Genomic DNA, 20,780 nt, shown 5'->3' on the forward strand with positions numbered 1-20,780 from the left:
AAAATCATTCGCATGTCATCGACGCCGTGGCCGGAGGAGTGGATCGGAAGCTGGATCTGGTCTAGCCGGCCTGCGCTGGCGGGACCGACAGCGGACCGTCCCTACGGCGCGCCCGATCCCGAGCGCTTCGACACGCGAGTGCTGTTCCGGCGTGTTCTGCACCTCGACTCGGCGCCGCGCACCGCCCGCCTGCGGATCACGGCCGACTCCGACTACCGCCTCTTCGTCAACGGGCGCGAACTCGGGGCGGGCCCGATCCGCCACGCGCCGCGGCGCATCGAGTTCGACGAGTACGGCCTCGACGGGGCTCTCGTCGCCGGGGCGAACGTGGTCGCTGTCATCGGCCGGTTCCGCGGGTACCCCTCGCCCTGGTGGGAGCCGTCGCCGACCAGCTTCACTCTGGGCGGCGGCTGTCTGGCAGCAGAGATCGCCATCGATGGGACCATCGTCGGCACCGACCACAACTGGCGGGTGGCGGCTGCCGACGCGTGGGCTCCGTCGGCTCCCCGCGGGTTCCTCGTCACCCAGCCGGACGAGCTCCTGGACGCGCGCCGGCTCGACGCGGACTGGGCGCAGCGCGGCTACGACGATTCCGCGTGGGAGGCTGCGACGGTGCTGAGCGAGCACTCGATCGTCGGTCCTTCCGGGCGCACGACGCCGGGCGGCGAGCCGTGGGGTGCGCCTCGTCGACGGCCGGTCCCCGGGCTCGTCGGTGAGTCACGGCATCCCGTCGGCTTCGCCATCGCGGACGGCGGGACCGAGGCCTGGGACGGCTCCGCCCTCGCACCCGCTCGCGCCCTCGTCGCCGCGCTGCTCGCCGAAGCCCCTGCGGTTCCCGCCGTCTCGCCCGGTGCGCCGGGCGCGCTCGAGCACCCGGTCGACGTTCCGGCGGGCCGCCACCTGATCGTCCTGGACTTCGGGGCGATCGTCAGCGGCCGGCTGGTGCTGCGCTTCTCCGCGCCACCGGGCACCACGGTGGCGGCGAGCCTGCTCGAGGCGCCGACGCCGGCGGCGCTCGACTCCGCCGCTCTGCTCGGCTACATCTGCCGCGGTGCAGACGACCAGATCACGTCCTCTGAGCGCCTGGGCGGCCGGTGGCTGGTGCTCCTCGTCGACGCGGCCGCCGGCTGGTGTCTGGACGATGTCGCGGTTCTCGAACGCCTGCGCCCCCGGAAGGCGGTCGAGCCCTTCCGCTGCGACGACCCGCGGATCGACCGCATCTACGACGTGGCGTTGCGCACCGCCGACCTCAGCTCGCACGACGCGTACGTGGACTGCCCGACCCGGGAGCAGCGCGCCTGGACGGGGGACTCGGTGGTGCACCAGTCCGTCGACTTCGCGGCGAACCTCGACTGGAGCCTGCCGCGCTGGAGCCCCCGCCTGCTCGCCCAGCCGCGCCTCGACGGCATCCTCCCGATGGTCGCGGCGGGCGACTTCGCCACACCGGAGGTCCCCACCATCCCGGACTGGTCGCTGCACTGGATCCGCCAGGTGCAGCGCCTGCACCTCTACACGGGTGACCAGGAGGCCGTGGCCGAGCTGCTGCCGGTGGCCGAGAACGTGCTCCGCTGGTTCGACCGCTTCGCGGGCGACGACGGTCTCGTCGCCGACGTGCCGGGGTGGGTGCTCATCGACTGGTCGCCCGTGCAGGTGACCGGCCGCAGTGCCGCCCTGAACGCGTTGCTGGCCCGCGCCTTCCTCGATGTCGCCGAACTCGCCGACGCGCTCGGCGATCACGGCCGCGCCGGCCGGGCGCGCGGCCGGCACGCCGCCATCGCCGCCGCGTTCGAGGCGTTCTGGGACGAGGCGCGCGGCGCCTACCGCGACACCATCGTCGGCGGAGAACGCGGAGCGTCGGTCAGCGAGCACACCGCTGCGAGCGCGATCTGCGCGGGGATCGTGCCGGAGCACCGGAGGGATGCCGTGCGGCGCCTCCTCCTCGACCGGGATGCCATGTTCACCCGCAGCCCGCTGGCCGACCACGGCTCGGACGCCCTCGGCCCGGTGGCCGGGACGCCAGTGTCGGTGCGCGATGCCCCCGACTGGGACACCGAGCGGCTGACGGTGGGGGCGCAGCCGTTCTTCCGCCCGATCGTGCACGAAGCCCTCGACCTCCTCGGTGAGACCGATCGGCTGCCCGACCTGCTGCTCGACTGGGATGCGCTGCTCGACGACGCGCCGACGGCTTTCCGCGAGTGCTGGGAGGGCGGCTCGTTCTGCCACGGCTGGAGCGCCACCCCGGCCCGCGACCTGATCGTCTTCACGCTCGGCATCCGCCCCGAGACGCCCGGCTGCGGCAGGATGCGGATCGCTCCCAGGCCCGGGCGGCTCTCGCGCGTCTCCGGCGCCGCCGCCACACCGTTCGGCCCTGTGCAGGTCTCCGTCGACGGCGACCGGGTCGAGATCCACTCTCCCGTCCCGTTCACGTTCGTGGATCGCGCCGGGCGGGAGACCGTGCACCACGCCGGAGCCGCGACGACGCGGCTCTGACCATACGCACACCGTTCGGTGTGCCGACGAAAGGAGGCGACGATGCCTTCACCGCTCCTCGGGATCGCGACGGCCGTCGTGCTGACGGCGTCCGTCGGTCTGGCGCCTGCCCCGGATGCCCCATCCGTTTCCCTGTCCGTATCCCTGACCGCACCGTTGTCCGCACCGGTCTGGCTCTGCCATCCCGGCGATGCCGCCTCGGCGTGCGGCGACGGCGTGGGCCGTTACCCCGACGGCACCACGGTGCCCCTCTCGACCACGGTGGCCACCGGCGGCTCCCTGGCCGTGGTCCAGCCCACCGGTGGCACCCCGCCGCCGGTCGACTGCTTCTACGTCTACCCGACGGTCGACCTGCTGCCGAACCCGCCGCTGATGATCGGCTCTGCCGCGCCGTCCGCCCGCGACGACGAGGTGGCCGTGATGCTCGCGCAGCTCGGGCCGCTCGCCGGTCTCTGCCGCGTCTTCGCTCCGCTCTATCGGCAGAGCACCCTCCTGCAGCTCGCCGCGAGCGGTCTGACCGGTGCGGATCCCTATCCGGGCCCGGGTTTCGCCGATGTGCAGCAGGCGTGGGACGACTACTGGACGAACGACAACGTCGACCCCGCGACGGGAGAACGCCGGGGGGTCATCGTGCTGGGACACTCGCAGGGCAGCGTCGCCGTCGAGAGACTGCTCCAGCACTCGGTGGACGGCAACCCCGCGGCGACCGCGCAACTGGTGAGCGCCGTCGTCCTCGGAGGTCAGGTCCAAGTACCTCTCGACGCCGCGGCGGGGGGAGGGGCGGATCCCCGCTCGACGTTCCAGCACCTTCCGCTGTGCGAACCGCAGCCGAGCTCGGTGCCCACGGGATGCGTCATCGCCTACTCGAGCTACAGCCAGCCGGCGGGGCAGGCCCCTGTGTCGGGGAGCCTCGCCGCCAACCTCGACCCCGGCCACAGGATCGCGTGCGTCAACCCCGGCGCCCTGCTGGCCTCGAAGCCGGACGGGACCTCCACGCCGCTGGAGCCCATCCTCCCGACCCGCACGCTCGTCCGCGGCAACGTCCTCGCCCCGAACGGCGCGCTCACCCACCTGCTCCTGGGTTACACGCTGCCCGGCGATTCGACCGGCTACCGCGAGACACCTGGTGCGCTCACCGGGCACTGCGCGTTCGCCGGCGACGCGACCGCCAACTCCAGCTGGCTGCAGATCGACGACCCCGGTGGGATGCTGCCCGACACCTCCACATCCGCGCTCGGGCTCCATGTCGTCGACTACAACGTCGACCTCGGCGGCCTGCGCGCCCTCCTCGCCGCCCAGATCGCCCAGTGGGCGCAGAGCCGATGAACCCACTGGGCGCAGCCCCGATGAACGGAGACCTCCCGATGACCGAACACGCCCCCGCCGGCACCGCACCCGACGCGTCCGGCACCGAACCTCAGGCGCCCGCACCCTGGCGCACCGCCGTCCTCGCCGGAATGGCCTCGTACCTCGATGCGGGGACGATCGTCGCGGTCAGCGCGAGCCTCACCCTCTGGAAGGGCCAGTTCTCGCTCGACGCCTGGCAGCTCGGCTTCCTCTCCGCGGCTCTCACCGTCTGCATCGGCATCGGCGCGATCGTCGGCGGCCGCGTCGGCGACCGTGTCGGCCGCAAGCGCGTGTACTCGTTCGACCTGCTGCTCTACGCCTTCGGGCTGCTCTGGATCGTGTGCGCCGTCGTACCCGCCATGCTGTTCGTCGGCGTGATCATCGTCGGGCTGGCGATCGGCGCCGACGTGCCGACCTCGATCACCGTGGTGGGCGAGACCGCACCCGGCAAGCGCCGGGGCCGGCTCGTCACCTTCACGCAGCTGCTGTGGGGGCTCGGTCCGCTCATCGTCATCCTCGTCGTCCTGGCCTCGACGGGCCTGGGGGAGTGGATGCCGCGCATCGTGTTCGGGCACCTCCTGGTCCTGTCGCTCGTCACCTGGCTGCTGCGCCGCCGGATCGGGGAACCGGCTGTGTGGAAGAACGCGCGCAGCCTCGGCGCGACCCGTGAGACGGTCGGCGGCCTGTTCCGCGGCCGGCTGCTGCGGAACACCCTCTTCATCCTCGTGTTCTACACGCTGCTGACGATCGGCACGAACTTCTACGGCTCCTTCGGGCTCTACGCCCTGGAGACCGTCGGCGGACTGCCCCCGGCGGTCGCCCTCCTGTACTCCCTCGTCACGGTTCCGATCATCCTGATCACTGTCGTGGCGATGATGCGACCGATGGACAGCGCGGCGCGCCGGCCGATCTTCATCGTGGGCGCCATCGTCCAGGCGGGCGCCTGGTTCTTGGCGCTGCTGCTCCCGGCCGGAGCGGGCACGCTCGTGCTCGCATTCGTGACCTACGGCATCGGCACCACACTGACCGGGGAGGCCCATTACAAACTGTGGTCGCAGGAGCTGTTCCCGACGGAACTGCGCAGCACCGCGCTCGGCCTGAGTTTCGGCGTCGCGAGGATCGCCTCCGCTGTCTCGCTCGTCTTCGTGCCGACGCTGCTCGCGTCCGGACTCGCCGGCGTCTCGGTCCTGATGATCGTGGTGACCGTCGGATCGGGCATCCTGGGCATCGTGCTCATGCCGCGCGGGCGCGGCGAGTCGATCGAGGCGATCGATGCCCGGCTGCGCGGGACGTCGTGACCGCGAGAACGACGACGCTCGCGCGGTCAGGAGGCCAGGCTCGCGACCAGGTTCACGGACGTGGCGATGATCACCGCGCCGAACAGGTACGAGAGCAACATGTGCCGCAGGATGGCGGCGCGTATCCTCTGGCTGGAGATGTCGGTGTCGGAGACCTGGAAGGTCATGCCGACGGTGAACGACAGGTACGCGAAGTCGAGGTAGCGGGGTGCCGTGTCTTCGTTGAAGTCGATGCCGTGCCGCCCGCTGCCCGGTTCGTTGTAGTACAGAACGGCGTAGCGGAGCGTGTAGAGCGTGTGCACGAACAACCAGGACAGCGCGACGGAGGCGATGCCGAGTGCCGCGATGAGGTCCTTCGCCGGTGCTGCGGCGTTCTTGGTCTGGCCCAAGAGCAGCGCGACCGCGGCGAGGCTCGCGATGGAGGCGACGAGGAGCAGGGTGTCGCTGGTGGTTCGAGCGGGGTCTTCGGCCGACGCGCGACGGCGGGTCTCCGCGCCTCCCATCCGGGAGATGGTGAGCCAGACCCACGCGAGGTAGACGGCGCACGCGGCAGCCCAGCCGACCGCCGCCGCATACGCCCACTGGCCGAGCGCGGCGGTCGCCGCCGCGGCGACCAGACCCGCGCCGATCATGGTCGTGGTCCGGATCCTCGAGGTGTGGTGCGGGGTGCGCTGGTCTGCTGTCACGACGTCGACGGCCCCTCCCTTGTGCGTGCGAAGTCCCTCTTCGCCTCCTCCGGATCGAATGCCCATGGCCGCGCGAATGCAAGGGGTTGACCGAGCGGCGACGCCGCGCGGAGCGTCGACGTCGAGTCGCTGGTGCTCGCCGCAGACGGTGTACGACGCTGCCTCTGCTGCCGGTGCTGCGCGTCGCCTAATCCGACAACGTCGTGACGGTGCCTCCGAGGTTCCTGCGCACGGTCTCGATCTGATCGGGAGACGCCTGCACGATCCAGTTCTCGCCCGAGAGGATCGCGCGCATGGTGGCGGCGCGCGACTTCGCCCCGTCGATCGACTGCTTCACGTCGTCCGCGTTGCTGTACACGGAGAGGACAGCCTCCGACCTCCCAGGCGCGCAGACGCCGCCCGCGCCGACGAACGCGGTCTTGAGGTCCTCGACGGTCGCATGTGCGCCCGTCGAGTGGCGCGACGGCTGTTCGACCTCGTCGTGACGCCATCGGTTTCGCAGCCGCAGGAGCCGCGATAGTACGATGCGGACGTGCCAGCAGTCGAACGAGAGCCGAACACGTCGCGCCGTGGTTTCGGCGGCCATGCGAATTCTCTCCGAAGCGAGATCACGCAACTGCTTCTCGAGCTGGACCTGCGCCCCGGAGACCCGATCCCGTCGGAGAACACGCTGATCGAGCGGTTGAACGTGAGCCGCGGATCGTTGCGGGAAGCGCTGAAGACCTTGCAGGCGCAGGGCATCCTGGAGGCGCGGCACGGCTCGGGCACCTTCGTGAGCCGGCTGTCGTTCGACGGATTCGCCGACGGCTTGATCTTCCACAGCAGACTGTCGGGCGAGGGCGCCGTCCGCACGGCGACCGAGCTCGCCGATCTGCGGCAGATCCTGGAGACAGAGCTCATCCAGCGGGTCGCCGCGAACGGGGCGACGGGACCGAATCTCGCCCGCCTCGAGCAGCTCGTCGACGAGATGGGCCGTCGGGCCGAGGCGCACGAGTCGCTGGACGACCTCGACCGCGAGTTCCACGCCAAGCTCTACGCCGATCTCGACCTGCCGTTGATGGGTCAGCTCCTCGAGGCGTTCTGGATGGCCCTCGCCTGGGCGAAGCCGATTCCGGCCGAGTCGATGGACGAGGTGGACGCTGTGGAGCGCCATCGCGCGATCGTCGAAGCTGTCGTGTCGCGGGACCCGGCGGCGGCGGCCGAGGCGATGCGCGAGCACTTCGCGAACACGCAGCGGTGGATCAGTGGAGCCGGCGACTCGGGACTTTGACATCGCGCGCGGTCGCGCACTAGGCTCCAACTTGTTAGACGTCTAGTCACTCACGGCAACGGAGGCGCGAATGCAAGAGATCTACGTCCCGGCACTCGGGATGGCCAGCGACACGGTCTACCTCGCGGAGTGGCTCAAGCAGCCCGGCGACCGCATCGAAGCGGGGGACGAGATCGCTCAGATCGAGACCGACAAGGCCGAGATGTCGATCGAGGCTCCCGCCGCCGGCACGCTCGGCCGCCACCGCTTCCCCGACGCCACCGAGGTGCCGTCGGGTGCGACCATCGCGGTCCTGCTGGACGAGGGGGAGTCGGAGGTCGTCGACGACTCCGGATCCGGCGAACGCGCGGACGACGCGCCGGCGGCGGCACCCGAGGCGACGGTGCCGGCGGCGGCCCCCGCGGTGCAGGACGCGGTGGCCCGGCCCCGTGACGAGGCCGGTCCGCTGAGGCGATCGGACCGCGCTCGCCTCGAGTCGGGAGAGCTCGAGCCCTACGTGGCGAGTCCGCACCGCCGCACCGACCTGCTCGCCGAGCGGTCTGCCACCGGGGCCACCAGGACGCCCGCGCCGATCGCCGCACCGAGCGCTGCGCCGAGCGCTGCCCCCGGCGCCGCGCAGCCCCCCGCACATACAGCTGCCGCATCGGTGTCGCCCGCCGACCCGGCGCCCACCGGCGACCGGGGGGCCGACCGGCACCGTGCCGCCGTGGCCGCCGCCGTCTCGCGGTCGTGGGCGGAGATCCCGCACTTCGCCGTGGAGCGCGAGGTTCGCGTCGAGCGACTCGACGAGGTGCTCGCCGGGTACCGCACCGTCCACCGTCACGTGACGTTCACCGATCTCATCGTCAAGGCGTTCGGGCTCGCGCTCATCGAGACGGTGGGCACCTCGGAGCTCGACCTGGGCCTGGCGGTCGCGACGGATCGCGGCGTCGCCATCCCCGTCCTCCGCGACGTGGCGCGCCGCGACGTGCTCGGCATCGCCGACAGCCGCCGTGCCGCCATCGAGCGCAGCAAGGCCGCGCGCCTCGACCCGGACGACGCCGTCGAGCCGATCTGCACGGTGTCGAACCTCGGCGCCTACGGGGTCGACAGCTTCACCGGCATCGTTCCGATCGGCCAGAAGGGGATCCTCACTGTGGGGTCCGCAAGCCTCCGACCGGTCGTCGAGAACGGCGAACTGGCGGTCGGCCGCGCCATGACGGTGACTCTCAACGTCGACCATCGGCACTGGGACGGCCAGCATGCGGCGGAGATCCTGTCGCGCTTCGCCGCCATCGCCGCCAACCCGATCCTCCTCACCTCGTTCGGCCGCTGAGGGCCGTGACCACCCGTCGAAAGGACATCTTCGTGACCCTGACCCAGACGACACCGAGCGTGGGCGACGTCGCAGACGACGACCTGCGCAGCTGGCTGTCCGACATGCTCCTCATCCGCAGATTCGAGGAGGCCGCCGAGGAGGCCTCGCTGCGCGGCCTCGTGCCGGGAGGAATACACCCGGCCATCGGCCAGGAGGCGAGCGCCGTGGGTGTCGCTCGGGCGCTCCGACCCGACGACATCGTCACGAGCACCCACCGCTCGCATCACCACGCCCTCGCCAAGGGCCTCGACCCGGCCGCGGCCATGGCCGAGCTCTTCGGCAAAGAGACGGGGACCATCGGGGGTCGCGGCGGATCGATGCATCTCGCCGACTTCGACAAGGGGCTGTGGGGAGCCAACGCGATCGTCGGGGGAGGGCTCGGGCTCGCGATGGGTTCAGCGCTCGGCGCGAAACTGCAGGGGCTCCCGCGGGTCTCGGCGGGCTACTTCGGAGACGGCGGTGCGAACGTCGGCCGCGTGTGGGAGTTCGTCAACCTCGCCTCGGTGTGGAAGCTCCCGCTGATCGCCATCTGCGAGAACAACCTCTACGCGGTGGAGACGCCGTCGGCCACGGTGACGGGAGGGACCTCGGTCGCCGACCGGGCCGCGGGATTCGGGGTGGCGTCTCGTCAAGTCGACGGCCAGGATGTCGTGGCCGTCTACGAGGCGACCCGCGAGGCCGCCGAGGCCGCCCGTGCCGGCGAAGGCGCTCAGTTCATCGAGGTGCTCACCTACCGCTACCGCGGCCACAACGCCGGCGAGGTCGTGACCTATCGCACGGACGACGAAGTCGAGCAGTGGCGGTCGTCCAAGGACCCCATCGAGCGATTCGTCGCCCACTTGACCGATCGGGGTCTCCTCAGCTCCGAGCAGCTGACCGAGATCGAGAAGAGCGTGGCCGAGACCGTCGATCACGCCGTGACCTTCGCAGAGGAATCGAAATGGCCGGACCCGTCGAGCGCTGGAGAGAACGTGTCCGAGTGGAACGTGCTCGGCTGGAGCGCGAACGGGCTGATCGACAACGACGGGAGCAAGCGATGAGCCGGCCGATGAGCTACTCGAACGCGTTCCGCGAGGGTGTGCGTGAGGAGATGCTGCGTGACGATCGCATCTTCATCCTCGGCACCGACCTCTATGAGCGCGGCGGGCACTTCGCCCAGGTCAAGGGGCTGGGCCCCGAGTTCGGTCGCGATCGTGTCCGCGATGCGCCGATCTCCGAAGCGGCCATGGTCGCTGCGGGCGTCGGGGCCGCCGTCAGCGGTTCCCGCCCGCTCGTGGATCTGAACTTCGACGACTTCGCCTACGGAGCGATGGACGAGATCTTCAATCAGGCGGCCAAGCTGCGCTACATGTGGGACCGCAACGTGCCCCTCGTGATCCGGGCGACGTCCGGAGTGGCCCTCGGCGGTGCGCAGCACAACAACAGCATGGAGATGCTCTTCGCGAGCATGCCCGGGCTGGCGGTCGTGTCGCCGTCGACGGCGAAAGACGCCAAGGGGCTGATCAAGACGGCGCTCCGCTCGCCCGACCCCGTCGTCTTCCTGATGCACAAGAAGCTGACGGGTGTGCGCGGCGCGGTCGGCGGCGACGGGGAGTTCACACCGATCGGCGTGGCCGACCTCGTGCGCTCCGGCGGCGAGGTCACCATCGTGAGCCACAGCCACGGCATGATCACCGCGACCGAGGCCGCCGACGCCCTCTCTGCCACGGGGGTGCAGGTCGACCTCATCGACCTGCGATCCATCTTCCCGCTCGACATCGACACGATCGCCGCGTCCGTGCGCCGCACCGGGCGCCTGGTCGTCGTCGACGAGTCGCCGCACTTCGGCAGCGTGGCCGCGCAGATCGTCACCGAGGTGCAGTCGCGGGCGTTCTGGTACCTCGACGCGCCGATCGTCACCGTGACGGCGGCGCACGCGCCGATCCCGCACAGCCCGCCGCTGATCGACGCCCTCCTGCCCAGCGTGGACGGGGTCGTCCGCGCGACGCGTCGGCTGCTGGAGGAGACGGCATGAGGCTCGCGAGCTACCGGCTGAACGGCGTCACGAGCTATGGCGTCGTGGTGGGCGGCCGCGGTCTCGACGACCTCGAGACCGCCCGAGTCGTCGACATCCCGCGGAACGTCCCCGGTGCGCCGCCGACCATCACCGATTTCCTTGCGGCGCGATCGGACTCCGACCGCCCTGTGCCGGATGGCCCGAGCCTGTCGTTCGGCGAGGTGGAGCTGCTGCCGGTGATACCGGAACCGCGGAACATCATCTGCATCGGGGTCAACTACGTCGACCACGCGTCGGAGACCGGGGCGTCGGTCCCGGAGTACCCGGTCATCTTCTCGAAGTTCACGTCGTCGATCTCGGCGCACGGTGCGCCGATCGTGATCCCCGAGGACTGCACGCAGCCCGACTTCGAGGCCGAGCTCGGCCTCGTGATCGGGGCGCCGACGTCGCGGGTCTCGGTCGGGGACGCCTTGCAGGCGGTCGCGGGCTACTTCACCTTCGACGACGTGAGCGCGCGCGACTACCAGAACCGCACGGGCCAGTGGACGCAGGGCAAAGGATTCCCCACCTTCGCTCCGACCGGTCCCTATCTCATCACCGCCGACGAGTTCGGCGACCCGGCGGGACGGCGCATCCGGCTGACCCTCGGCGACCAGGTCATGCAGGAGGCGAGCACCAGCGACATGATCTTCACCGTGCCGCAGATCGTGTCCTACGTCAGCTCGGTCTGCGACCTTCGTCCCGGCGACATCATCGCCACCGGCACGCCGTCCGGGATCGGCGCGGCGCACACCCCGCCGCGGTTCCTCCGCCCGGGTGACCGGCCGACGGTGACGATCGACGGGCTGCCGTCGCTGAGCAACACGGTGGTCGCGCATGGCTGAGTCGGCCACAACCGGTTTCGGTGACGGCGCCGGGCGGACGCTCGTCGTCACGGGGAGCGGCCAGGGCATCGGGCGCGCTGTGAGCCTCGCTGCATCCCGTCGCGGGTACCACGTCGTGGGAATCGACATCGACGCGCGCACGGGGGAGGAGACCGCGCGACTGAGCGGGGGGAGTTTCCACCGGTGCGATCTCTCCGACGCCGAGGGCATCGCTCCGGTCTTCGAGGCCATCGAGGCGGAGAGCGGGGGTGTCGACGTGCTCGTGAACAACGCGGCTCGCGGCATCCATCGTCCTCCCGAGGAGGTCACGATCGCGGAGTGGGACGGCGTCATGTCCGTGTCGTTGCGTGCGGCGGCGTTCGCCGCGCACGCTGCGGGGCGGGCGATGATCGCCCGCGGAGCCGTCGGGTCGATCATCAATCTCGCCTCGATCGGTGGCCTTGCAGCGCTCGGCCGGGGGAACTACGTGTACTCCATCGCCAAGGCCGGGCTCATCGGGATGACCAGGGAGCTCGCCGTGGAGTGGGCGTCCTACGGCATCCGGGTGAACGCTCTCGCGCCGAGCCAGGTCGACACCGAAGGCTTCCGCCCGCTCATCGCGCGAGAGGACGTGGCCTCCGGCAACACGCTCTCGGATGCGCTCTCCGGCGTCCCGCTCGGCCGGCTCGCCCGTCCGGGCGAGGTCGCCGACGCCGTGCTGTTCCTCGCGAGCGAGCAGGCCTCGTTCATCTCCGGAGTGACGCTGCCGATCGACGGTGGGAGTATGGCCTTCCACGCCGGCGGATCCTTGCGCCGCTGAGCGACCGAACCATGTCAGGAGTCCGACCGTGATCGTATTCGACGCCGCCCGTGCGGACGCCACTCCCGCGCTTCTGGGGGAGGGGCCCGTCTGGGACGAGCGCCGCCGCCGGCTGATCTGGATCGACATCTTCGGCAAGGCGGTGCACATCGCAGGCCCGGACGGGCGGCACCGGGGGTCCTTCGCGCTGCCCGTGATGCCGGGCACGGCGATGCCGGCCGACGACGGCCGGATCCTGCTGGCCACCGAAGACGGCTTCGCCCTTCTCGACGACACGGGGGAACTCGAGATCGTCAGCGATGCGCTGCAGGGGATGCCGGACCATCGCTTCAACGACGGGAAGACGGATCCGGCGGGTCGGGTGGTGGTGGGGACCGTGTCCCTGAGCGGGCGCCCGGATGCGTCGGCGCTCTACACTTGGGAGCCCGGCGCGGGTCTGCGCACGCTGGTGCCGGGCGTCAGCCTGTCCAACGGCCTCGGCTGGTCGCCGGACGGCGCGACCCTCTACTTCGTGGACACACCGACGGGCCGCGTCGACGCGTTCGACTACGACCTCGGGTCGGGGGCCGTGTCGCGCAGGAGGCCGTTCGCGCTGATCGATGGTCCTGGAGCGCCCGACGGCCTCACCGTCGATGACGACGGGGGCGTCTGGGTCGCCGACTACGGCGGAGGACGCGTGATCCGGTTCGCGCCGGACGGCCGGGTGGACGCCATCGTCATCGTCCCGGCGCGGCACGTGACGAGCTGCTGCTTCGGGGGAGACGGGCGCAGGACCCTGTTCATCACCACGGCATCCATCGACATCCCGGCCGAGGAGCGCCATCGCCGCCCGGCCGCAGGAGCGCTCCATCGCGTGGACGTCGGGCGCTCCGGCCCTGCGGCCACTCCGTGGCCCGTGATGTCTTCGTCCCACGCGGAACGGACGGCCTGAGCGCACTCTCAGCCCGTTGACTGTAGTCTGTTGACAATCGAGCTGACGCCGAGCAGACGCTACGCGCGGGAAAGGTTTTGTCGTGGAGAACGTCCCCCTTGATCTTGGCCCCGCACGCCGGCGCCTGTTCGCAGACGAGGTCACGGATCAGATGCGCGAGGCCATCATGACCGGTGCCCTCCCGCCGGGCGCCTGGCTGCGGGAGGACCGCCTGGCCACCCAGATGAACGTGAGCCGCGGCCCCGTACGCGAGGCGTTCGCGAAGCTGGAACGCGAGGGCCTCGTGCAGATCGAGCCGTTCCGCGGCGCTCGCGTCGTCGAGCTGTACCGATCGGACCTCGATGAGATCTTCAGCCTCCGGAAGGCCCTGGAATCCCTCGCGGTGCAGTGGGCGGCGACCCACGCCACGGCCGAGGAGCTCGCCGAGCTCGGTGCGACCCTCGACCGGTTCGCAGCAACGCCGGCGCAGGAGCGCACTCCGGAGCTGATCGCCGAGGTCGACATCGCCTTCCATGACGAGCTGGTGGCGGCATCGCACCACCAGCGTCTGCAGCGCGCCTGGGAAGGGCTGCGCGGGCAGATCTACGCCTTCCTCGTCACGCGGATGTCGCTCCGCAAGGACTACGACGACGAATGGGAGCCGGACCACCGCGCCATCGTCGACGCGCTCGTCGCCGGGCGCGCCGACGACGCAGTGGAGCGCATCCAGCACCACGTCGAGGCCTCGTACGGCCGCGTGGTCAAGGCGATGGAACAGGGCGAGTAGGCGGGACGCGCGCACCGCACGCCCCGCCCGCCCCGCCGGCGGCTACGCCGAGACCCGGATCACGCAGCGAGCCGCTCGCGCAGCGCGAGCACGTCGGCCCAGATGTTGTCGTTCACCGGAACCTCCACGGAGCGCTCGGCACGCAGCGACGCTTCGATGTCGCCCGGGATGAGGACGCTCGTGCCCTGGCGCGCCGGAGCCGAGGCGCGCAGCGCGTGCACGGTCTCGCGGACGTCGACGGCGAAGTCCTCGGCCGCGAAGGCTCCGGGATCGATTCCGATCATCACGACGCCGTTCCCCTCCCGATAGCGCGAGGTGACGGAAGGGTGGTTACCGGAGAGCGCGCCGCCTAGGAGCTCGATGAAGGCGCTCAGCGCGTAGCCCTTGTGCCCGCCGAACGCTCGCAGCGCCCCGCCGTCGTAGAACGCGTTCGGATCCGTGGAGTCGTGGCCCTCTGCGTCGATGACGGCGCCAGGCTCGATGGCGAGGCCCGCGGCGCGCGCCACCCGCAGCTTGCCCTCCGCGACCGTGGCGGTGGCGATGTCCATGACGAACGGATGCTCGTCCTCCACCGGGATTCCCGTCGCGAACGGATTGGTGCCGAGCATCCGCTCCTTTCCGCCGAACGGTGCAACGGTCGGGTCCGCGTTGCACCAGATGATCGAGGCGATGCCGTCGGCCGCCATCCTCTCGACGTACTCGCCGATGCGGCCGATGTGGTTGCCGTTGCGGAGGGTGGCGATGCCGACGCCGTATTCGTGCGCGGCCTGAGCCGCCCGGTCGGCGGTGAACCGGGCGGCGAGCTGACCCCAGCCGTGGTTTCCGTCGACGACCGTGACGGCGCCGGAGCGGTGGACGATCCGCGGAGCCGCCGCCGGATCCAGGATCCCGCGCTCGACGAAGGAGGTGTACTCCAGCAGCCGCACGACGCCGTGCGACTCGTGCCCGACCCTGTTCGCTTCGACGAGGGACTCCGCGACGTCGTGCGCCTGAGCGGCGGGTGTCCCGAGTTCTCGGAGGATCTCGGTCGCGCACTCCAGGAGGTCGCGCACGGGGACGAGCTGTTGGGTCATCGTTGGTCCTTACTCTCGTGATCACGTCGAGCCGCTGAGCGGTCTTCGGTCCTCGGATTGACATCCGCCATCGTTGCTGGCAAGAATGTGTCTGCGAGTTAATTGTTTTCAATTTACAGCACACAGTCGCCAAGGGCGCAACGCCCGCTCAATCAATGGAGATAGGAGAACGCTGATGCAATCACCCCTCGGTTCCGCCCCCTCTGGCTTCTCGAGGCGTCAACTGATCAAGGGGGGCGGTGTCGCCGCGCTCGGCTTGATGACAACTGCGGCCCTCGCGGCGTGCGCGCCGACTCCGTCCTCGGGGTCGACGTCCGGCAGCGGCACGAAGACGCTCAACCTGATGCTGGCCTCGTGGGTCGACGCATCGTTCATCCGCGACGTCATGCAGAAGTCCGCCGCCGACCCGCTGGGCGTCAAGCTCAACCTCATGACCGTCGACGACGGCACATACCCGGCGCAGGCTGCAGCGGCTCAGAAGTCGGGCCAGGTGCCCGACCTGATCTTCTGGACCGCCCAGGGCATCCCGTCCCTCCAGGCCGCAGGGGTCAAGCTCGCCGACCTGACCAGCTACGCCAAGACCGAGAACCGGTCGGACTTCTATGCGCAGAACTACAAGGCGAGCACGATCGACGGCAAGCTCTACGGGCTGGGCTTCCGCTGCAACACGCGAGGGCTCGTCTACCGCAAGGACATCGCCGAGGCGGCGGGGCTCACCGCCCCGGAGAGCTGGACCTTCGACGAGTTCGGGAAGTTCGCCACGGGTCTCAACTCGAGCTCGGTGAACGGCTTCGCCTTCGAGGCGAAGGTCGGCGACGGCCGTGCGTCCTCGAACTTCCTCCCGCTCCTCTGGTCGACGGGTGCGCCGCTGGTCACCGGCGGCGCGGGCTCCTTCAAGATCGGCTTCTCGGACGAGCAGGCTCAGAAAGTCCTGCAGTTCTACTACGACGCCGTCTACACCTGGAAGTCGACCCCCAAGGACGTCGCCAACTGGGGCTACCAGGAGACCGACAGCAAGTTCGCCAAGGGCACCCTCGCGTCGTACTCGGCCGGCCCCTTCGTGTTCGCCAACGTCGAGCAGTACCCGGACACGAAGAAGAACCTCGCCGTCGCACCGCTGCCCAACGCCGGGACGCCCGCCTCCTTCTGGGAGGAGCACACCCTGATGATCCACCAGGACGCCCCGAACCGAGACCTCGCCGAGCAGTTCCTCAAGAACATGCGCAGCGTGAAGACGCAGACGGTGATCGCCGGCCGCGAGGGCGATGCCCAGCTCTCGGTGCGTCCGCAGGTCAACTCGACCGCGATCACGAATGATGTGCTCAAGGGCTTCGCCAAGATCCTCGACACGGCCGTCGTCCCGGAACCCATCAACATCGCTCCGCTCATGAACAACGCGATCCTGCCCGCGATCGAGTCCGTCTGCCTCGGCTCGGCCTCGGTCCAGGCCGCTGCGGGCACGCTGCGGACGAACTTCCAGAAGGCGCTCGATCAGATCAACCATGGCAGCTGACAGTTCAGGTCTCACCCGGTCGGTCGCCGGCAGCCCCCTCAGGCTGTCGGCGGCCCGCCGCCGCACGCCCGGTCGCCTGGGGAGGCGGGCGAGCGTCGTCTACGGCATCTTCCTCCTCCCGCTCCTGGCGATGCTGGTCGTCTTCGTGGCGATCCCGATCGTCCTCAGCGTGATGAGCAGCTTCCAGGCGGGCACGTCGGGCAAGTGGATCGGCGGGGCGAACTACGTGCGCTTCTTCTCCGACCCGGCTTCCGTGCAACTGGTCGTCAACTCCTTCATCCGCGGCATCGGCGGCGTGATCCCGAGCTATCTGCTGGGGCTCGGCGCCGCGCTCGCGCTCAACAAGGCGCTGAAGGGACGCACGGCGCTGCGGCTGCTCATCCTGCTGCCGTTCGTGATCTCCGCGCCCGTCGGGCTGGGGATGTGGAAGCTGCTGCTCGACCCGCAGAGCGGCATCCCCGCCGCCCTCGGCCTCCACACGCAGAGCGTGTTCACCGATCCCGGCGCGGTCTGGTGGGTTCTGCTCGCGATCAACGCGTGGGCCTCGTTCCAGTTCTATACGATGCTGCTCCTGGCCGGTCTCAGCGCAATCCCGGAGGAGCGCTTCGAGGCGGCCCGAGTCGACGGCGCGGGTGTCTGGCAGCGCTTCCGGCACATCACGCTCCCGGGGATCGCCGCCATCACCCTGGCCGCGTGCGGACTCCACTTCATCAACAGCTTCAACGAGTTCAACCTCATCTACATCCTGACGGCCGGTGGGCCGCTGGGCGCGACGCAGACGCTCGCCACCGGTGCGTACAAGTCCGCGTTCTCCGACTACGACTCGGGCTACGCCACCACGCTGACCACCATCAGCATCGTGGTGATGGTGATCGCGATCGCCCTCCTGGCCGGAGTGGGGATGCTCGTCGCGCGCGTCTGGAGGCGCGTCAAGCCCTCCATGCCCGAGTGGCATCTGCCGCGCCGTGCTCGTCGGCCCCGCACCGACGTCCGACGTGGGAAAGGCGCCGGCACGGCCGTGCGGACCGTCGCCGCGATCGTCTTCGCGCTGATCTCCATCTCGCCGATCCTCTTCACGCTCTCGCGGTCCTTCGACAGCACACCGGGTGGCGCGGAGGCGGTGTCGCTGCTCCCGCGCACGTGGTCGCTCGCGAACTACACGTCCGTTCTCGGGTCCCCCGCGCTCTGGGACACCAACAACATCGCGATCCCTCCGCTGGCCTACAACTTCTGGAACAGCGTCGTGGTCACCTTCTCGGTGACCGTCATCGTGATCGTGCTCAGCCTGTTCGGCGGGTACGCGCTGTCGCGGATGACCGGATGGGTGCCCAAAGCCGTCGTCGGCGCGCTGGTGCTCTTCCAGCTCGTACCCGTCATCGTGCTGGTCTTCCCGCTCTACGACATCCTGAGCTGGCTGCATCTCCTCGGATCGCAGCCGGGCCAGATCCTGGCGACCACCGCCATCTTCCTCTCGATGGCCACACTGTTCTTCCGGGTGTTCTTCGACGGGACGCCGCGCGAGATCGAGGAGTCGGCCGCGATCGACGGCGCGGGTCCGGTCCGCATCCTCCTGCAGATCGTGCGCCCGCTCGCCCGGCCGGTCATCGGCGCGATGACCGCGTACACGCTCATCAACACCTGGAACGAGTACCTGTTCGCCACGACCCTCGTCAGTCAGAGCAACATCCGGACGTTCCCGCCCGCCCTCCAGCAGTACATGTCGTCGTACAACTTCACGGCGACGACGACGCCCGGGCAGCAGGCCGTCTACCTGCTCATCCCTGTCGCCGCAGCCGTCATCCTGCTCGCGCTCACGCAACGTCAGCTCGCCGCCGCTTACGAAGGCGGAGCCGTCAAAGGCTGAGTCGAGGCCGTCTCGCCAGGTCCTCCACTGTGAGCGCACGCAGCTCAGCCGAACTCGAACACTCTCGAAAGGTCCCCAATGCCGAATTCATCCCATCCCATCATCGCCGTGGCCGAGAACTCGTTCGCCGGCCTCGACGCCATCCGGCAGGACTTCGCCGACGCGGCCGAGTTCCGCGTCGGACCTCTCGGCACGCCGGACGAGGTCGCGGAGCTCACGGCGGGCGCCAGTGCGCTCGTCGTCACCCTCCAGCCGCTGCGGGAGCACCACCTGGCCGCCGTGTCGGAGTCGGTGTCGGTGATCGGCCGCGCCGGTGTCGGCCTGGACACCATCGATCTCGAGAAGGCCGCCGACAACGGGCTCAGGGTGTACTACATGCCGGACTACGCGACGAACGAGGTGGCCGACCAGGCCGCATCCCTCGCTCTCGCGTCGTGGCGCCGGCTGGGGTCGGCGGATCATGTCGTACGGGACAACGGCTGGGGCACCTCGCGGCAGGTCGGGCGGGTCCACGCGCTCCAGGAGGCGACCCTCGGCGTGCTCGGCACGGGCCGGATCGGGAGGGCGCTGATCCAGCGGATGAAGCCGTTCGTCCGTCGCGTCGTCGTCTTCGACGCCCTGCGCGACGAGTCGCTGGACGGGGTGGAGTGGGCGGAATCGCCGCAGGACCTGTTCGCGCAGGCGAACCTGCTGTCGCTGCACGTGCCCCTGACCAGCGAGACCCACCACATCGTCGACGCCGCCGCGATCGAGACGATGCCGGAAGGGGCCGTGATCGTGAACGTCTCGAGAGGCGGCCTCATCGACGAGACCGCGCTTGCGACGGCACTCACCAGCGGACGGCTCGCCGCGGCCGGAATCGACGTGTTCGAGACCGAGCCGCTTCCCGGCTCGTCGCCGCTGCGCACCGCCCCGAACCTGCTGCTCTCGCCCCACATCGCGTGGTACTCGGAGGAAGCCGGAGACCGCCTCGCCCTCTGGACGCTGTCGGACGCGGTCTCCTATGCCCGCGACGGCATCATCGCCAAGGGCTCGTGGGCGCGATGACGACCGACCGGGTCGCCGTGGTCAGCGGGGCGGGAGGCGGGATCGGCGAGGCGATCGTCTCAGAGCTCGCGGCGACGGGCTGGGCCGTCGTCGGTCTCGTGCGGCGGGACCCGGATGCGCGGGTGGACGGCGTCGACTACCGGCTGTGCGATGTGTCCGACACGCAGTCCGTGAACACCGCGTTCGATGAGCTGCGCGAGGCCTACGGCCGTATCGACGGCCTGGTGACGTCTGCGGCGATCCTCCGGACGGCGCCGCTGCATCGCCTGGACGACGAGCTCTGGGACGACGTGATCGATGTCAACCTCGGGGGAGTGTTCCGTTGCTGCCGGGCGGTTCTGCCCACCATGATCGAGCAACGACGGGGCAGCATCGTCAACCTGTCGTCGGTGCACGCCGTCGCGACCGTTCCTGGCACCGGGGCGTACGCGGCGAGCAAAGGTGCGATCGTGTCCCTGTCTCGGCAGATCGCCGTCGAGTACGCCGACGCCGGTATCCGCGCGAACTCCGTGGTGATCGGCTCCGTCGACACCAAGATGTCGGAGGAGCACGGCCGGGCGCTGGCCCGCGATTCCGTGAACGTCGATCCACCTGCCGGTGCGGTCGGGCGGATGGCGGCGCCCGCCGAGATCGCGGGGGCCGTGCGCTTCCTGCTGTCGGACGAGGCCTCATTCGTGACGGGTGCGGCGATCACCGTCGACGGCGGGCTCACCAGCCGCCTGATGTGACGTCCCGCCCGGGGGTGCGGACCCCCGGGCGGTCGCTCAGCCGACGCGCTGCCGCCGTCGCGCGGCATCGAGGAACGTGGTCGCCTCGATCACGAGGCGAGCGTGATCCCGCTCGGCCAGAGTGACGGGATCGAACATCCGGATGCCCACGCACACGGCGACGGCGCCGGCTGCGAAGTATTCGGGTGCCGTCTCCGCGGTGACCCCTCCCGAGATCACGAAGGGGATGTGCGGGAGCGGCCCGCGGAGCTCCGTCAGGTAGCGCGCTCCGCCCGCTGCACCTGCGGGGAACAGCTTCACCGCGTCGGCCCCGAGCTTGTGGGCCCGCTGCACCTCGGTCGGCGTGAGCGCGCCGGGGATGACGGCGATGCCCTGTTCGCGCGCGGCACGCACGACGAGCGCGTCGGTGTCGGGGGCCACGACGAACGTCGCGCCCGCCCGGACGGCGGGGGCCACGTCGGATGCGTCGAGCACCGTTCCGACGCCCACCGGTGTGCCCCGGCCGGTCAGCTCGGCGATGACCTCGGCGGTTCCGGGGACGGTGCGGGTGATCTCCACCGCATCGATGCCCGCGGCCATCGCCGCTTCGGCCGCTGCGACCGCCTCCCTCGCATCGTGTGTTCGGATCACCAGGATGACCCCGGTCGGTACGGGCGTTCTCGTGTCGGACATGGCGCCTCCTCGCGCAACAATTTATTGTTGACAATCATAGTAGGGTGAACGAAGAGGAG

19 protein-coding genes are annotated in these 20,780 nt (G+C 70.2%); 15 read left to right on the forward strand and 4 right to left on the reverse strand.

The window, feature by feature from the left end:
* Positions 1 to 12 precede the first annotated feature (12 nt).
* Genes KNO15_RS18955 through KNO15_RS18965 form a run of 3 tightly spaced genes read left to right on the forward strand, consistent with a single transcriptional unit; the run spans position 13 to position 5,135 of the window.
* Entirely contained in the window at positions 13 to 2,490 is a 2,478-nt protein-coding gene (locus KNO15_RS18955; protein WP_241705374.1) for an alpha-L-rhamnosidase-related protein, read from the forward strand.
* A 42-nt stretch (positions 2,491 to 2,532) separates the two neighbouring features.
* The gene (locus tag KNO15_RS18960; protein WP_241705375.1) at positions 2,533 to 3,816 is read left to right on the forward strand and encodes a DUF3089 domain-containing protein; all 1,284 of its coding nucleotides are present in this window, start codon (positions 2,533 to 2,535) and stop codon (positions 3,814 to 3,816) included.
* Between the two features lie 38 nt (positions 3,817 to 3,854).
* Complete coding sequence (locus KNO15_RS18965) at positions 3,855 to 5,135, forward strand: MFS transporter (RefSeq protein ID WP_241705376.1); 1,281 nt, start codon at positions 3,855 to 3,857, stop codon at positions 5,133 to 5,135.
* Positions 5,136 to 5,161: 26 nt separating this feature from the next.
* Here the strand turns inward: KNO15_RS18965 and KNO15_RS18970 are convergent, their stop codons facing one another.
* Complete coding sequence (locus KNO15_RS18970) at positions 5,162 to 5,821, reverse strand: DUF1345 domain-containing protein (protein ID WP_241705377.1); 660 nt, start codon at positions 5,819 to 5,821, stop codon at positions 5,162 to 5,164.
* A gap of 187 nt (positions 5,822 to 6,008) precedes the next feature.
* Entirely contained in the window at positions 6,009 to 6,179 is a 171-nt protein-coding gene (locus KNO15_RS18975; protein WP_241705378.1) for a hypothetical protein, read from the reverse strand.
* Positions 6,180 to 6,353: 174 nt separating this feature from the next.
* On the opposite strand from KNO15_RS18975, the gene KNO15_RS23405 reads away from it, so the two are divergent.
* From KNO15_RS23405 to KNO15_RS19015, 8 genes are all read left to right on the forward strand, one after another.
* Positions 6,354 to 7,091, forward strand: coding sequence for a FadR/GntR family transcriptional regulator (locus KNO15_RS23405; RefSeq protein WP_241705379.1), 738 nt, complete (start codon positions 6,354 to 6,356; stop codon positions 7,089 to 7,091).
* 70 nt (positions 7,092 to 7,161) lie between these two features.
* Positions 7,162 to 8,406 carry a 2-oxo acid dehydrogenase subunit E2 gene (locus tag KNO15_RS18985; protein ID WP_241705380.1) on the forward strand — a complete coding sequence of 415 codons (1,245 nt, stop codon included), beginning with the start codon at positions 7,162 to 7,164 and terminating at the stop codon, positions 8,404 to 8,406.
* A 32-nt stretch (positions 8,407 to 8,438) separates the two neighbouring features.
* Entirely contained in the window at positions 8,439 to 9,488 is a 1,050-nt protein-coding gene (locus KNO15_RS18990) for a thiamine pyrophosphate-dependent dehydrogenase E1 component subunit alpha (RefSeq protein WP_241705381.1), read from the forward strand.
* An 8-nt stretch (positions 9,489 to 9,496) separates the two neighbouring features.
* Positions 9,497 to 10,462: an alpha-ketoacid dehydrogenase subunit beta gene (locus tag KNO15_RS18995; RefSeq protein WP_241705382.1), complete on the forward strand. Its 966-nt coding sequence runs from the start codon at positions 9,497 to 9,499 to the stop codon at positions 10,460 to 10,462.
* Positions 10,459 to 11,328 (forward strand): fumarylacetoacetate hydrolase family protein, encoded by an 870-nt coding sequence (locus KNO15_RS19000; RefSeq protein ID WP_241705383.1) that lies wholly within the window; start codon positions 10,459 to 10,461, stop codon positions 11,326 to 11,328. Before KNO15_RS18995 ends, KNO15_RS19000 begins: the two co-directional genes overlap by 4 nt.
* Positions 11,321 to 12,127, forward strand: a complete 807-nt coding sequence (locus KNO15_RS19005) for an SDR family NAD(P)-dependent oxidoreductase (protein ID WP_241705384.1) — start codon at positions 11,321 to 11,323, stop codon at positions 12,125 to 12,127. The genes KNO15_RS19000 and KNO15_RS19005 overlap by 8 nt, the downstream gene beginning before the upstream one ends.
* Positions 12,128 to 12,155: 28 nt before the next feature.
* Positions 12,156 to 13,058 (forward strand): SMP-30/gluconolactonase/LRE family protein, encoded by a 903-nt coding sequence (locus tag KNO15_RS19010; protein ID WP_241705385.1) that lies wholly within the window; start codon positions 12,156 to 12,158, stop codon positions 13,056 to 13,058.
* Positions 13,059 to 13,140: 82 nt separating this feature from the next.
* Positions 13,141 to 13,824 carry a GntR family transcriptional regulator gene (locus KNO15_RS19015; RefSeq protein ID WP_241705386.1) on the forward strand — a complete coding sequence of 228 codons (684 nt, stop codon included), beginning with the start codon at positions 13,141 to 13,143 and terminating at the stop codon, positions 13,822 to 13,824.
* Between the two features lie 59 nt (positions 13,825 to 13,883).
* Here KNO15_RS19015 and KNO15_RS19020 read toward each other — a convergent pair whose 3' ends face one another.
* Positions 13,884 to 14,897: an Ldh family oxidoreductase gene (locus tag KNO15_RS19020; RefSeq protein ID WP_241705387.1), complete on the reverse strand. Its 1,014-nt coding sequence runs from the start codon at positions 14,895 to 14,897 to the stop codon at positions 13,884 to 13,886.
* Between the two features lie 259 nt (positions 14,898 to 15,156).
* Here KNO15_RS19020 and KNO15_RS19025 point away from each other — a divergent pair, with 259 nt between their 5' ends.
* The 4 genes from KNO15_RS19025 (at position 15,157) to KNO15_RS19040 (ending at position 20,049) form a co-directional block, all read left to right on the forward strand.
* Positions 15,157 to 16,410 (forward strand): ABC transporter substrate-binding protein, encoded by a 1,254-nt coding sequence (locus KNO15_RS19025; protein WP_241705388.1) that lies wholly within the window; start codon positions 15,157 to 15,159, stop codon positions 16,408 to 16,410.
* Entirely contained in the window at positions 16,400 to 18,274 is a 1,875-nt protein-coding gene (locus KNO15_RS19030; protein ID WP_241705389.1) for an ABC transporter permease, read from the forward strand. Before KNO15_RS19025 ends, KNO15_RS19030 begins: the two co-directional genes overlap by 11 nt.
* Positions 18,275 to 18,352: 78 nt before the next feature.
* Complete coding sequence (locus KNO15_RS19035; RefSeq protein WP_241705390.1) at positions 18,353 to 19,321, forward strand: C-terminal binding protein; 969 nt, start codon at positions 18,353 to 18,355, stop codon at positions 19,319 to 19,321.
* Positions 19,318 to 20,049, forward strand: coding sequence for an SDR family NAD(P)-dependent oxidoreductase (locus KNO15_RS19040; protein WP_241705391.1), 732 nt, complete (start codon positions 19,318 to 19,320; stop codon positions 20,047 to 20,049). The genes KNO15_RS19035 and KNO15_RS19040 overlap by 4 nt, the downstream gene beginning before the upstream one ends.
* A 36-nt stretch (positions 20,050 to 20,085) precedes the next feature.
* Here the strand turns inward: KNO15_RS19040 and KNO15_RS19045 are convergent, their stop codons facing one another.
* Positions 20,086 to 20,721: a bifunctional 4-hydroxy-2-oxoglutarate aldolase/2-dehydro-3-deoxy-phosphogluconate aldolase gene (locus KNO15_RS19045; RefSeq protein WP_241705392.1), complete on the reverse strand. Its 636-nt coding sequence runs from the start codon at positions 20,719 to 20,721 to the stop codon at positions 20,086 to 20,088.
* Positions 20,722 to 20,780: the final 59 nt, after the last annotated feature.

Source organism: Leifsonia shinshuensis (genome assembly GCF_022606355.1).
Taxonomy (GTDB): Bacteria; Actinomycetota; Actinomycetes; order Actinomycetales; family Microbacteriaceae; genus Leifsonia; species Leifsonia shinshuensis_B.

What these genes read in the sequence shown, in the direction of transcription:
- KNO15_RS19030 (WP_241705389.1), top strand. Translation starts at nt 16,400, where the DNA reads ATGGCAGCTGACAGTTCAGGTCTCACCCGGTCGGTCGCCGGCAGCCCC.
- KNO15_RS19025 (WP_241705388.1), top strand. Translation starts at nt 15,157, where the DNA reads ATGACAACTGCGGCCCTCGCGGCGTGCGCGCCGACTCCGTCCTCGGGG.
- KNO15_RS19035 (WP_241705390.1), top strand. Translation starts at nt 18,353, where the DNA reads ATGCCGAATTCATCCCATCCCATCATCGCCGTGGCCGAGAACTCGTTC.
- KNO15_RS18960 (WP_241705375.1), top strand. Translation starts at nt 2,533, where the DNA reads ATGCCTTCACCGCTCCTCGGGATCGCGACGGCCGTCGTGCTGACGGCG.
- KNO15_RS19020 (WP_241705387.1), bottom strand. Translation starts at nt 14,897, where the DNA reads ATGACCCAACAGCTCGTCCCCGTGCGCGACCTCCTGGAGTGCGCGACC.
- KNO15_RS18955 (WP_241705374.1), top strand. Translation starts at nt 13, where the DNA reads ATGTCATCGACGCCGTGGCCGGAGGAGTGGATCGGAAGCTGGATCTGG.
- KNO15_RS18995 (WP_241705382.1), top strand. Translation starts at nt 9,497, where the DNA reads ATGAGCTACTCGAACGCGTTCCGCGAGGGTGTGCGTGAGGAGATGCTG.
- KNO15_RS18985 (WP_241705380.1), top strand. Translation starts at nt 7,162, where the DNA reads ATGCAAGAGATCTACGTCCCGGCACTCGGGATGGCCAGCGACACGGTC.
- KNO15_RS19040 (WP_241705391.1), top strand. Translation starts at nt 19,318, where the DNA reads ATGACGACCGACCGGGTCGCCGTGGTCAGCGGGGCGGGAGGCGGGATC.
- KNO15_RS19000 (WP_241705383.1), top strand. Translation starts at nt 10,459, where the DNA reads ATGAGGCTCGCGAGCTACCGGCTGAACGGCGTCACGAGCTATGGCGTC.
- KNO15_RS18965 (WP_241705376.1), top strand. Translation starts at nt 3,855, where the DNA reads ATGACCGAACACGCCCCCGCCGGCACCGCACCCGACGCGTCCGGCACC.
- KNO15_RS19045 (WP_241705392.1), bottom strand. Translation starts at nt 20,721, where the DNA reads ATGTCCGACACGAGAACGCCCGTACCGACCGGGGTCATCCTGGTGATC.
- KNO15_RS19005 (WP_241705384.1), top strand. Translation starts at nt 11,321, where the DNA reads ATGGCTGAGTCGGCCACAACCGGTTTCGGTGACGGCGCCGGGCGGACG.